Annotated in this window: 7 protein-coding genes; 2 read left to right on the top strand and 5 right to left on the bottom strand. The window is 65.9% G+C overall.

Features of this window, described 5'->3' with window-relative positions; genetic code table 11:
* Nucleotides 1-32 precede the first annotated feature (32 nt).
* The 5 genes from DFR45_RS09805 to DFR45_RS09785 form a co-directional block, all read right to left on the bottom strand.
* Nucleotides 33-2,366 carry a xanthine dehydrogenase family protein molybdopterin-binding subunit gene (locus tag DFR45_RS09805; protein WP_114483542.1) on the bottom strand — a complete coding sequence of 778 codons (2,334 nt, stop codon included), beginning with the start codon at nt 2,364-2,366 and terminating at the stop codon, nt 33-35.
* On the bottom strand, nt 2,363-2,857 hold the full coding sequence (locus DFR45_RS09800; protein WP_114483541.1) for a (2Fe-2S)-binding protein: 495 nt from the start codon (nt 2,855-2,857) through the stop codon (nt 2,363-2,365). Before DFR45_RS09800 ends, DFR45_RS09805 begins: the two co-directional genes overlap by 4 nt.
* Nucleotides 2,858-2,880: 23 nt before the next feature.
* Nucleotides 2,881-4,908: a TonB-dependent receptor family protein gene (locus tag DFR45_RS09795; protein ID WP_144686952.1), complete on the bottom strand. Its 2,028-nt coding sequence runs from the start codon at nt 4,906-4,908 to the stop codon at nt 2,881-2,883.
* Nucleotides 4,909-5,172: 264 nt separating this feature from the next.
* Nucleotides 5,173-7,302, bottom strand: a complete 2,130-nt coding sequence (locus DFR45_RS09790) for a PQQ-dependent dehydrogenase, methanol/ethanol family (RefSeq protein WP_114483539.1) — start codon at nt 7,300-7,302, stop codon at nt 5,173-5,175.
* 311 nt (nt 7,303-7,613) lie between these two features.
* A complete protein-coding gene (locus DFR45_RS09785) occupies nt 7,614-11,195 on the bottom strand; it encodes an indolepyruvate ferredoxin oxidoreductase family protein (protein ID WP_114483640.1) in 3,582 nt (1,193 codons plus the stop codon).
* A 195-nt stretch (nt 11,196-11,390) separates the two neighbouring features.
* Between DFR45_RS09785 and DFR45_RS09780 the strand changes: the two genes are divergently transcribed.
* On the top strand, nt 11,391-11,885 hold the full coding sequence (locus tag DFR45_RS09780; protein ID WP_114483639.1) for an Lrp/AsnC family transcriptional regulator: 495 nt from the start codon (nt 11,391-11,393) through the stop codon (nt 11,883-11,885).
* Between the two features lie 334 nt (nt 11,886-12,219).
* The gene (locus DFR45_RS09775; RefSeq protein WP_114483537.1) at nt 12,220-13,023 is read left to right on the top strand and encodes a DUF2242 domain-containing protein; all 804 of its coding nucleotides are present in this window, start codon (nt 12,220-12,222) and stop codon (nt 13,021-13,023) included.
* Nucleotides 13,024-13,074 lie beyond the last annotated feature (51 nt).

The following is a 13,074-nucleotide window of genomic DNA, read 5'->3' as shown; positions in this document are numbered from 1 at the left end:
ATGCGGGGGGCAGCGCGCACCCCAAAGAACGCCTACACCAAGCGCAGGGGCAGCGCACGCAGGCGCTTGCCGGTCAGGGCAAACAAGGCATTGGCCACGGCCGGCGCGATGGGCGGCGTGCCGGGCTCGCCCACGCCTGTCGGGGGCAGGCTGCTGGGGACGATGTGCGTCTCGATGACCGGGCTTTGCGCCAGACCCAGCAGCGGGTAGTCGGGGAAGCTTTTTTGCTGCACCATGCCGCCCTTGACGTCGATGCGGCCATGCAGCGCAGCCGTGAGACCGAAGATCACCCCGCTCTCCATCTGCTGCGCGACGATGTCGGGGTTGACCACGGTGCCGCAGTCCACCGCCACGACCACGCGGTGCACGCGCGGCGCGCCCTTGTCGAGCGTGACCTCCGCCACCTGCGCGACGATGCTGCCAAAGGATTCGTGCAAGGCCACACCGCGCGCGCGGCCTGCGGCAAGCGGAGCGCCCCAGCCAGCCTTGTCTGCCGCCAGGCGCAGCACGGCCGCATGGCGCGGCATGTCGGCCAGCAGCGACAGTCGGAAGGCCACCGGGTCGGCCTTGCTCTCGGCCGCCATCTCGTCGATGAAGCTCTCGATGAAAAACGCATGGTGCGAATGCCCCACCGAGCGCCAGAAGCCCACCGGCACCTCGTTGCGCGTGGCCGCGTGGCGCATGTGCTGGTGCGCGATGGCGTAGGGCTGGTCGAACATGCCCTCCATGGCGGTTTTGTCGGGCATGTCCACGGGCCCGGCCAGCGCGGGCAGCGTGCGCGCCATCCAGCGCGGCGTGATGGCATCGCCCGCGCTGTGAATGCGCAGGCTTTGCGGGCGCACACCTACCGCACCCACCGCACCCGCCGAGCCCCAGTCCGCACCCCAGCTCGCGCGCAGGTGCGCAGCGCTCGCGGGGCGGTAGAAGTCGTGTGTCGTGTCTTCCTCGCGCGGCCACAGGATTTGCACCGGCCGCCCGGGCATGGCTTTGGCGGCCTCCATCGCCTGCAGCACGTAGTCCACTTCGAGGCGCCGGCCAAAGCCGCCGCCGAGCAAGGTCACGTGCAAGAGCACTTGCGCTTCGTCCACCCCCGCCGCCTTGGCCGCGAGCTTGCGCGCTTGTGAGGGCACTTGCGTCGGCAGCCACAGCGTCAGCCGGCCGTCCTGCAGCAAGGCGGTGCCGTTCATGGGCTCCATGGTGGCGTGCGCCAGGTAAGGTGCCTGGTACGTTGCCTCGATCTGGTGGTGCGCCTGCGCTTCGGCCTGCGCGGCATCGCCGCGGCTATGGAACGTGGTGCCGCCGTCGCCCTCCTTGGCCTCATGCACGAGGGCCTGCAGGATGCGGTCGGAATCGGCCAGTGCCTGCGGCGGCCTGGGCTGGCCTTGGTCGTCAGCTGGCGCCAGCCATTGCACGTCGAGCGCCTGCACTGCGCGCAAGGCGTGCCAGGTGGTGTGCGCCACCACGGCCACGCCCGCCGTGGCGCCAGCGTGCGCGCCCAGACGCAGGCACTTTTGCACGCCGGGCATGCGCAGCACCTCTGCCTCGTTGCGCAGCGCGCCCATACGCCCGCCCAGCATGGGCGCCATGCGCACGGCGGCAAACAGCAAACCGGGCGGCCGCACATCGATGCCGAACACGGCCTGCCCCGTGACCTTCGCGGGTACGTCGCGGCGCAGCGCGGCCTGGCCGATGAGTTTGCGCTGCGCTGCGGTTTTGGGGCGCACCTGCTCGGGCTGGATGCGCACGGCCGCTTTGGCCAGTTCACCCAAATGGGCGCGGCGCGCGCCATGCTGCAGCGTGCCGTTGAGTATCTGGACTTCAGCGGCCGGCACGCCCCAGCGCTGGGCTGCGGCCGCCACCAGCTGCGCGCGCGCCGTGGCCGCGGCCAGACGCACCGGCTCCCAGGCATCGGTCACGCTCGAAGAGCCGCCGGTCACGCTCAGTCCCAGCTCGCGCGCGAGCTTGCCGACCAACCATTGGCCCGTGCGTGCCGCCACCGTTTCCTGGCCCGGCTGGGTGCTGCGCGGATGAAAAGGCAGCGACGCGACGAACATGGCCACGTTGCCGTAAATGGATTGCGGCCCCGCGGTTTCGGTACTGACCCACTCGAGCGGCACATCCAGCTCGTCGGCCACCAACATGGGCAGCGCCGTGTGCACGCCCTGCCCCATTTCGGCGCGTGGCATGGCCATGACCACGCGGCCCTGCGCGGTGATGCGTATCCAGCCATTGAGCGCGATGTCGCCCTGGCTGCCGGCAAAGTCCTCGGGTTTGCCCAGGCGCGAGCGCTGCGGCGCCACACCCCAACCCACCACGAGCAACCCTGCACCGCCCAGGGCACTCAGCACGAAGGTACGGCGCTTCATCGCAGCACCTGCGGCGCAGGCACCGCTGCCGCGCCCTGTGCGCGCGCCGCGGCATGGATGGCAGCGCGCACACGCGGGTAGGTGCCGCAGCGGCACAGATTGGCTATGGCCTCGTCGATCTGGGCGTCGGTGGGCTGCGGGTGGCGCGCGAGCAAATCTGCCGCGGCCATGAGCATGCCGCTTTGGCAGTAGCCGCACTGCGGCACCTGCTGCGCGACCCAGGCGGTCTGCAGGGCGTGCAGACCGGCGGGCGAGGCCAGCCCTTCGATCGTGCGCACCTCACGCCCCTGCACGGCAGACAGTGGCATCACGCACGAGCGCACGGCCTGGCCGTCCACGTGCACGGTGCACGCGCCACAAGCGCCAATGCCACAGCCGAACTTGGTGCCCGTGAGCTGCAGCACGTCGCGCAGCGCCCAGAGCAAGGGCATGTCGGGTGCGGCCTGGTCGTCGCGCAAAGCATGTGTTTTGCCATTGACTTTGAGGTCCATCACACGTCTCCCAAAATGTGTTCTCAATCGAAGCGGCGCTGCAGCTCCACGCCCACGAACGCCGAGCGTCCGGGCGCTGTCTCGAAATATCGCTGGTTGCCTTCGTTCACGATCACCGAGCCGGCATAGACGCGGTTCGTGAGGTTGTCCAAGCGTGCCAGCGCGCGCAGCTCCCACGGCCCCTGCTGGCGCTTGAACTGCGCGCCCAGGCTGGCGATGGTGTAGGCGGGCGCTGCGTCGGTGTTGGTGTCGTTCACGAAAATCGACCCCATGTGGCGCAGCTCGAGCGTGAACACAGCCGGCAATGGGTGCGGCTCCCAGTCGAGTTGCACGAACAACTGCTCGCGCGCAACGCCAGGGATGCGGTTGCCGCCGGGCACGGGCACGTTGGGCTTGCTGCACGGGCTCGCCGTGCAGGAGAAAAAACCGTCGCGGTAAATCGCTTTCATGAGCGTCCAGGCCACGCTGGCATGCACCCGTGCCCACTGCGTCTCGCCCGAAAGTTCCACGCCGCGGCGCAGGCTGCGGCCTACGTTCTGGTAGGTGGAGCGCCCGCCCGTGTTCGTGAGCACGGCGATTTCATCGTCGGTGCGAATGTCGAAGGCGGTGGCCGTCCAGCCCAGGCTGCCGTGGCGTCCGCGCAGGCCGACCTCGCTGTTACGGCTTTTGCTCGCCGCGAGCTGGCTGTTGAGCCCGCTTGCGCCCGAGGCCTTGTATGCGACTTCATTCAAAGTGGGCGTCTCGAACCCGCGGCCTGTGTTCGCGTACAGCTGCAACGCATCGGACAAGCGGTAGCGCAAGCCCAGCACCGGCATGGTGCCGCTGTAGCGGCTCGCGCCGCTGTCGTCGGGGTTGCGCGGCGTGATGTAGTGGTCGCGCGAGTCGAAGCGCACGGTGGAGTGGCGCACACCCGCGCTCAGCGTCCAGCGGGCGCTCTCCCAGGCGAGTTGTGCGTAAGGATCGAGCGTGCTCGCCGTGTTGTCCTCGTCGCGCCGCAGCGCACCTTGCACACCCAGTGCCGTTGGGGCCGATGCCGTGCCGAGAAAGTTCTCGAAGCCGCGGCGCCACTCGTTCTGCCGGTCGTAAGCCACGCCGGCGGAGGCGCTCAAGCGGCCCTCTGCCAAGCTGCGCTCGAAGCGCCAGCGGGCGTTCGTGCCGCCATAGTTGCGCTGCAGGTCGATCACGCCGCCGGCGCTCGTGGGCGCGGTCTGCGCCGCAGGGGGAATGGCCTGGAACTGCCGGACCTGGCGCTCGCCGCCATACGCCATCCATTCGAGCCGGTGCCCGCCACCCAGGGAATGCTCCCAGGCGAGGCCGAGCTGGTTTTGCTCGCTCGACTTGCGTGTATTGAACGTTGTGGCCGCTGCGGTGGTCTGAAAGGGGTTGGCATTGAATTCGGCACGCGAGAGGCCGAGCGGGTCCTGTGCGTTGCCGGTTTGGCGGCTGAACACGGCCACGAGGCGGCCATCCTCATCGCTGTGCGAGAGCTTGAAATAGGCGTTGTCGCGGCGCGCCGCCGACTGCGCACGCAAGCCGTCGGTGGTGAAATGCGCAACGTCGACCAGGTAGCCCAGCGCGCCCACCCGGCCTTCGGCCTGGCCCGAGGCGCGGCGCACGCCGTCGGCCCCGCCCGCAACACCTGCGCGCACGGCAGGCTCCGCGCCCTCGCGCGTGTAGAGCGAAATCACGCCACCCGACGAGCTGCCGTAGAGCGCAGCGAATGGCCCGCGAATCACTTCGATGCGCTCGGCACTGCCCAGCGGAAAGTTGGCCGCTTGCCCCTGCCCATCCGGGGCCGTGGCTGGAATGCCATCGACGAACAAACGCACGCCGCGCACGCCGAACGTGGAGCGCGCACCGTAGCCGCGCACAGAAATTTGCAAATCCTGCGCGTAGTTCTGCCGGTTCAGCACCATGAGTCCAGGCACACGCCCCAGGCTTTCGGAGAGATTGACCTGCAGCGGGTGGGCGCGGATCTCATCGCCTTCGACGACGTCCAGCGTGGCTGGCGTGTCCCAGCGTGTACGCTCTGCCGTACCGCTGGTGATCACCACCGGCTGCAACAAGCCTTCGGCGCGGTGTGCAGGTTCCTTGTCCGGCGCAGCGTCTTGGGCCGTGGCAGCTGCGACCCACCAAAGTACGCCGCATGTGCCGAGTCGGCCGGCCAAACGCCAGATACGCGAACATGACTTAGGCAAAGCGGGATTAGGCAAAGCGTTCGCTCCAAGGCAAAGCACTGCGCTGCATCCTTGTTGGCGTACGTCCAGGCGAACCAAACGCTGCCGCTGGAGGCGGCAGCGCAGCGCTGCGCGACTTCACTGCTTGGCGTTGGCGCGGATCGAATCGACGGTGCCCTGGATGAAGGCTTTGAGCTTTTGCACGTCTTCCATGCTCAGCTTGCCCGAGAAGTCGGGCATGCCGCGCTCCATCGCGGGGCCTTTGAAGATGGATTTGTCCAAGTGTTCGATGAGCGAGGCGTCCATGTAGCCCAGGTTCGGAATGTTGCCGCCGCGATCCACGCCAGGCACGCCGTGGCACAACACGCAGTAGCTCACGTACAGAGCCGTACCGGCCTGGATGTCTGCCGGGTTGTATTTGACGCCGCTGAGGAGCTTGTCATTGCGCTGCTGCACAAAGGAGGGCATGGGCGCTTTGCCGTCGAGCACGAAGGTATAGACCGTCCCCGGGCCGATCTGGTCGGTGGCGCGCTGTGCGAGGCCGTACACGCCACCCCAGCCGACGGCAATCGACACATATTGCTTGCCATCGACCATATACGTCGATGGGGCTGCCACGACGCCGGTGCCGGTGGCGACTTCCCAGAGCTTTTCGCCCGTCTTGGCGTTGTAGGCGACGAAGCGCCCGTCGGCCGTGCCCTGGAACACCAGGTTGCCTGCCGTGGTCAGCGTGCCGCCGTTCCAGGGCGAGACATGCTCTTGCGTCCAGACGGCTTTTTGCTGCACCGGGTCCCAGGCGATCAGGCGCCCGAAGGGCTTGCTCTTGGGTGGTACGGCATTCAGGTACTCGGCCGTGTTCCAGCCCATGCCCGAACCTGGAGCGCCTAGGTTTTTGCCATTGAAACTCCAGTTTTTGTCGTCCATGAGGTTCGTGGGCACGTTCTGCGCCGGCAGATAGACCAGCCCCGTCTGCGGGTTGTACGACATGGGGTGCCAGTTGTGCGCGCCGTAGGGGCCGGGGATGGCGTCGTACGGTTTGCCTTCGGGGCGCGCCTCGGGCGTCTCGATTGGACGGCCGTTGGCGTCGTAGCCCGTGGCCCAGTTCACATCGACGAAGTTCTTGGCCGAGATGAGCTTGCCGTTGGTGCGGTCGATGACGTAGAAAAAGCCGTTCTTGGGCGCATGCAGGATGACTTTGCGCGGCGCACCATCGATCTTGAGGTCGGCCAGGATCATGGGCTGGGTGGAGGTGTAGTCCCAGTTGTCGCCGGGGGTTTCCTGGTAATGCCAGACGTATTTGCCGGTATCGGGGTCGAGCGCGACGATGGAGGCCAGGTACAGGTTGTCGCCGCCCGCAGGGCTGCGCTTGCGATGCGACCACGGGCTGCCGTTGCCCGTGCCTACGTACATGAGGTTGAGTTCGGGGTCGAAGGTCAGCGTGTCCCAGGCGGTGCCGCCACCGCCCACTTCCCAGTATTTGCCGCTCGGATCCCAAGTCTTGGCGGCGCGCTCCATGGATTCGTCTTCGAAGGGCTTGCTCGGGTCGCCAGGCACGGTGAACCAGCGCCATTTCTGCGCACCGGTCTTGGCGTCGTAGGCGGTGATATAGCCGCGCACGCCGTATTCGGCGCCGCCGTTGCCGATGATGACCTTGCCTTTGAAGACACGCGGCGCCCCGGTGATGGTGTAGGAGTGGCTGCGGTCGATGATGGTGTCTTTTTCCCAGACCTTTTTGCCGGTGGCAGCGTCGAGTGCGATCAGGCGGCCGTCGAACGAAGCCACATAGACCTTGCCTTCATACAGGGCGACGCCGCGGTTGACCACGTCGCAGCAGCCGCGGTAGCCGAGCTCTTTCGGCACTTTGGGGTCGTAAGTCCAGATTTGTTTGCCGCTGCGTACATCGATAGCGTGCACCACACTCCACGAGGCGGTGACGTACATGATGCCGTCCACCACGAGCGGTGTGGCTTCGACTCCGCGCTTGGAGCCGAGGTTGTACGACCAGGCCAGGCCCAGGTTTTTGACGTTGCCGGTGTTGACCTGGTCGAGCTTGCTGAAGCGCGTTTCGGCGTAGTCCAGGCCGTAGTTGGGCCAGTCCTTGGTTTGGGCTTCGTTGGTGCGGATGAAGGTGCCATCGACTTTTTGCGTCACGGCACGGATGTGCGCGGGCGACCCTTTGCTTTGCGCTGCGGCCCAGGGGGCCGTGGCGAGCAAGGCACCGGCGGCCAGCGCGCAAATGATCGGATGGGGCTTGAACGGACGTCGCATGTTGTCTCCTGGTTGTGGGATGGCGCACGAGCGACTCTTGGGTGGTCACTAGGCGGTGCGCCCGATGATGGCCGCTATGAGTGTTTGCAACAAGCTAGGAAACACCCTTACGAGCAGCCCGGGTTCAGTTTCACGAAATCCAAAAGCCCTTGCCTGGCAAAGGGGAAAGCCAAGTGCGGCGCTGGTCGTGGATCGAAAAATTAAAGTGAAAATGCCACCAAGCCCTTATATATCAAGCGTAGGAAGCTACTTAAAAAACAGCAAAGCCCGCGCAAACGCACGGGCTTTGCTGCTTTCGACCGGCCTGGTTTTCAGGCCACTTGGCGTTGCGCCGCAGTTGCATCCTTGGTCGCAGCCGGTGCCTGGCGCCATTGCGCCATCAGCGCCTGCCACTTGGTGCGCACGGCTTGCAGGTTGCGCTCCTTGACGTGCCCATAGCCGCGTATGCCTTCGGGCAGGCGCGCGATTTCGACGGCGAGGGAGAGCTTCTCGGGCGTAAGGCCGCCGAGCAGCTCTTCGATGCAGGCGCGGTATTCGTCGATCAGCGCACGCTCGGTCTTGCGTTCCTCCGTTTTGCCGAAGGGGTCGAGCGCCGTGCCGCGCAGGCCCTTGAGCTTGGCGAGCACACTGAACGCGCGGCGCACCCAGGGGCCGTAGGGCTTTTTGACGAGCTCGCCGCGCTCGTTTTTCTTCGCCAGCATCGGTGGCGCGAGGTGGTGCACGATGGTGTAGTCGCCCTCGAACATGCCGGCGATTTTGGCGCTGAAGGCCGGGTCGGTGTGCAGGCGCGCAACCTCGTACTCGTCTTTGTAAGCCATGAGCTTGAACAGCGAACGCGCCACGGCTTCGGACAGGCGCGTGCCGGAGCCTTGCCCAGCTCCAAGGCGCGCCTCGGCGGCCTGCACCTTTTCGACGAAAGCGCGGTAGCTTTCGGCATAGGCGGCGTTCTGGTAGCCGGTCAGGAAGTCCACACGCCTGGCGACGGTTTCAGCGAGCGAGGGTTTTTTCACGAGCTCGATCACCTGCGCGGCCTGGTACAGCGCCTGCACCGCAGCGGGCTCGTGCGCGCAGCGGCGGCCCCATTCGAACGCAGCCTGGTTGTTTTCGACCTGCACGCCGTTGAGCTCGATGGCGCGCAGCAGCGCTTGCCGGGTGAGCGGAATCCAGCCCTTTTGCCAGGCGTAACCGAGCAGCAGCGGGTTGGTGTAGATGCTGTCGCCGAGCAGCTGCACGGCGGCCTGCTCGGCCTCGAAGCTGCTTACCGCTTGCACCCCCCCTGCGGCTTCGGCGATCACGCTTTCGCAGCTGCCGCGCGGAAACTGCCAGTCGGGGTTGTGCACGATCGCAGCCGTGGGCGTGTGGTGGCTGTTGAGCACCACATGCGTGCGCCCGGGCAGCATTGCGGCCAGGGTGGTTTTTTGCGCCGTGACGATGGCATCGCAGCCGATCACGAGGTCGGCCTTCGCGGTATCGACCTTGGTGGCATGCAGCGCTTCGGGGCGGTTGGCGATCTGCACGTGACTCCAGGTGGCGCCGCCCTTTTGCGCGAGGCCCGCCGAGTCCATGGTGACCACGCCCTTGCCCTCAAGGTGCGCCGCCATGCCCAGCAGCGAGCCTATGGTAATCACGCCCGTGCCACCCACGCCCGCGACGACGATGCCCCACGGCGTTTCGGCCACGGGCAGCGTGGGCTCGGGGATGTCGGGCAGGCCCGCGAGGCTGCCTTTCTTCTCTTTTTTGGGTTTTTTGAGCGTACCGCCTTCGACGGTGATGAAGCTCGGGCAAAAGCCCTTGAGGCAGGAAAAGTCTTTGTTGCAGGTGTTCTGGTTGATGCGCCGCTTGCGCCCGAATTCGGTCTCCACGGGCTCGACCGAGAGGCAGTTCGATTGCTCGGAACAATCGCCGCAGCCTTCACAGACCAGCTCGTTGATGACCACCGTCTTGGGCGGCGTGGCCATGGTGCCGCGCTTGCGGCGGCGGCGCTTCTCGGTGGCGCAGGTCTGGTCGTAGATCAGGATGGTGCAGCCGGGCACTTCGCGCAGCTCGCGCTGGATGCGGTCGAGTTCGTCGCGGTGGTGCACCGTAACGCCGGGCGCAAGCGCCACGCCTTCGTATTTTTGTGGCTCGTCGGTGACGACGACGATCTTCTTGGCGCCTTCCGCTTCGAGCTCGCGCGTCATTTGCGGCACCGTCATGGTGCCATCGACAGGCTGGCCGCCGGTCATCGCAACGGCGTCGTTGTAGAGGATTTTGTAGGTGATGTTCACACCCGCGGCGATGCTCTGGCGCACTGCGAGCAGCCCGCTGTGGAAGTAGGTGCCGTCACCGAGATTGGCGAACACATGCGCGTCCTTGGAAAACGGCGCCTGCCCGACCCAGGGCACGCCCTCGCCGCCCATTTGCGTGAAGGTGGCGGTGGCGCGGTCCATCCACACGACCATGTAGTGGCAGCCTATGCCGGCCATGGCGCGCGAGCCTTCGGGCACGCGCGTGCTGGTGTTGTGCGGGCAGCCGCTGCAAAACCACGGCAGGCGGTCGGGCGTTTGCGCCACCGGGGTGGCAAGGGCGCGTTCCTTGGCGTCGAGCACGGCCAGGTGCGCCTGCATGCGCGCGGCCACGTCCTCGGGCACGCCGAGCTTGGTGAGGCGCTTGGCGATGGCGCGCGCGATCAGCGCGGGTGAGAGGTCTGCCTTGGGGCGCAGCAGCCAGTGCTCGCCGGGGTTGGGCGTGCCCCATTCGCCGCCGTCGGACTCGTCGAACTTGCCAACCACCGTGGGGCGCACGTCGTCGCGCCAGTTGTAGAGCTCTTCCTTGAGCTGGTACTCGATGACCTGGCGCTTTTCCTCGACCACGAGGATCTCCTGCAGGCCCTGCGCAAACGCGCGCGTGCCCGTGGCCTCGAGCGGCCAGACCACGTTGACCTTGTGCACGCGGATGCCCAGGCGCCGGCAGGTGTCGTCATCGAGCCCCAGGTCGAGCAGCGCCTGGCGCGTGTCGTTGTAGGCCTTGCCACTCGCGATGATGCCGAAGCGATCGTGCGGACCTTCGATCACGTTGTGGTTGAGGCGGTTGGCGCGGATGTAGGCGAGCGCCGCATACCACTTGTAGTCCATGAGGCGCGCCTCTTGTTCGAGCGGCGCGTCGGGCCAGCGGATGTGCAGGCCGCCGGGCGGCATGGCGAAGTCCTCGGGCAGCACGATGCGCACGCGGTCGCGATCCACCGACACGCTGGAGGACGACTCGACCACTTCCTGGATGGTCTTCATGCCCGCCCAGAGGCCGGAAAAGCGGCTCAGGGCAAAAGCGTGCAGGCCCATGTCGAGGATGTCCTGCACGCTGCTCGGGAAGAACACCGGCAGGCCGCAGGCCTTGAAGATGTGATCGCTCTGGTGCGCGGCAGTGCTGCTCTTGGCCACATGGTCGTCGCCCGCGACGGCGATCACGCCACCGTGGCGCGCCGTGCCGGCCATGTTCGCGTGCTTGAACACGTCCGAGCAGCGGTCCACGCCCGGGCCCTTGCCGTACCAGATGCCGAACACGCCGTCGTACTTCTTGCTCTGCGGGTACAGGTCGAGCTGCTGCGTGCCCCACACGGCGGTGGCGGCGAGCTCCTCGTTCACGCCGGGCTGGAACACCACGTGGTGCTCGGCGAGATGCTTCTTGGCCGCCCACAGCGCCTGATCGTAGCCACCCAGCGGGCTGCCGCGGTAGCCACTGATGAAGCCGCCGGTGTTCAGGCCCGCGGCCGCGTCGCGCTCGCGCTGCAGCATGGGCAAGCGCACCAGCGCCTGCACGCCGCTCATGAAGGCACGGCCTTCGCTGAGTGTGTATTTGTCGTCGAGCGAAACCTTTTCGAGGGCTTTGCGGATGTGGTCTGGCAAGGGGGCGTTCATGGCGATGTCTCCGATGGGCTGGTTGTCGGGGCGCTGCATTTGCTCGCAAGAAACATACCTCGAAAGCAATCGCGTGGCAGCGCGTCAAACGGACGTTCGGGCGGAAAGTGTAGAGCGATAGCGCCGATAATTCTTTGCGTTCTTTGCCCGAATTTGGCTATGCTGCGCAAGAATCTTGCGCCCATGGAGCCCGCCTTGGAGACCCTCGACAAATTTGACCTTGCCATCCTCATGGAATTGCAGGCTGACGCACGCCTCACGAACGCCGAGCTCGCGCAGCGCGTGGGTCTGTCGGCCGCGCCGTGCTGGCGGCGCGTGCGCGCGCTCGAAGAGGCGGGCTTTATCCGCGGCTACCGCGCCGAGATCGACCGGCACAAGATCGGCCTGGGCGTGCTCGCCTTCGTGCGCCTGGACGCCGAACGCAACACCGGCGACCTCACGCGCGCCATGGAAGATGCCATCCGCCGCATCCCCGAGGTGGTGTCGTGCCACTACATCAGCGGCACGGGCACCTTCGAGCTGCAGGTGGTGGCGCCCGACCTTGCACGGTTTTCGCAGTTCGCGCGCGAGGTGCTGCTGAACCTGCCCAACGTCAAGGACATGCACACGAGCTTTTCGCTCGGCGAGGTCAAAGCCGGCGGCGCGCTGCCGCTCGGGCATCTGGGACGCGGCAAGGCCAAAACTCACTAGTGCAGTGTTTGATGCTTGATGCGACCAATAAAACCGATGGATTTTTGGTCTGGGCAAGGCGCAAACCGCAGCGATACCGGGTGGTATCGCGAGGATTTGCAACGCGGCCCAGGCCGAAAAGACGCGGTTTTATGTCGCAGATAGCGTCGAACACTGCACTAGCTTCTTTTTTAATAGCTGCTCGCGCTTGTCAATCAATGGCTAAACAGCAAAAAGGACTGAACAAAAAAGGTTTCAGATGGCTGCTGATGCCGTGTTTTCGCTTCACGCACCGCTTTTACCAGCAAGGTGCAGCTGCGCCGCAGTACCATAAGCATTTGGGTGGTTTGTTCGAATGGGCTTCATCTTCCTGCGAATACATCGGATCGCATGGGCCGCTTTGGCGGTGGCCCTGGCGGGCTGTAGCAATCTGGCGCCTGCGCCTGTTCCTTTGCTGGACTACCAGCCTGAGGCATTCAATGCCGATGCTTTTTCGCGCCACTATGAGGCACCGCCTGGACGTACTTGCGAAGCGGTGCGGCGCGCGCTGCTGAGCCAGGGCTACGAGCTGACATCCGCCACAGCGCACCAAGTCACGGCACGCAAATATTTCCAGCCGGACCCCCAACACCACGTACAGCTCGAGTTTCGCGCCGTTTGCGTGCCAGAACGTGACAGCCCGGACACCAGCGTTGCTTTCATCAGTGGTGTCGAGGACCAGTATGTAGCCCGCAAAGCCAAAGAGTCCGCTTCGGTCGGCGTGGCCAGCTTGGCTTCTCTGTCGCTACCCATCGAAGGCGGCATGGACGCCATGGTCAAGGTGTCGAGCAAAACCGTGACCGACCCTGACCTATATGACCGCCTGTTTACCCTGGTGAGTGCAAACCTCGACCAAGCTGTCGATGCGCCAGCGATCCCGGCAACGGTGGCATCGGCACCTGCTCCGGCTTCTTCGCAGCATGGAGCCGCAGCTGCAGCCGCAACGGTTCAACCCGCCAGCATCGCAGCACCGCCGGCATCTCCCCACCCAACACCTCAGGCATCTGGGGCATCTGGGGCATCTGGGGCAATGCTCACGCAGGCAACCGAAACATCCCCACCACCCGCCCCATCGGAGGTCGCCCCTCCGAATCCTTCCTCAACCCAGATTGTCCGTTAGGCGGCGCTGCGCGCCTACGCGGGCGCTGGCTTTTGGTCGCGACCGAATGCA

The organism is Extensimonas vulgaris, from assembly GCF_003337425.1.
GTDB classification, from domain to species: domain Bacteria; phylum Pseudomonadota; class Gammaproteobacteria; order Burkholderiales; family Burkholderiaceae_C; genus Extensimonas; species Extensimonas vulgaris.
The sequence above is the reverse complement of the archived record's forward strand: the minus strand, read 5'-3'. Positions and strand labels throughout refer to the sequence as shown.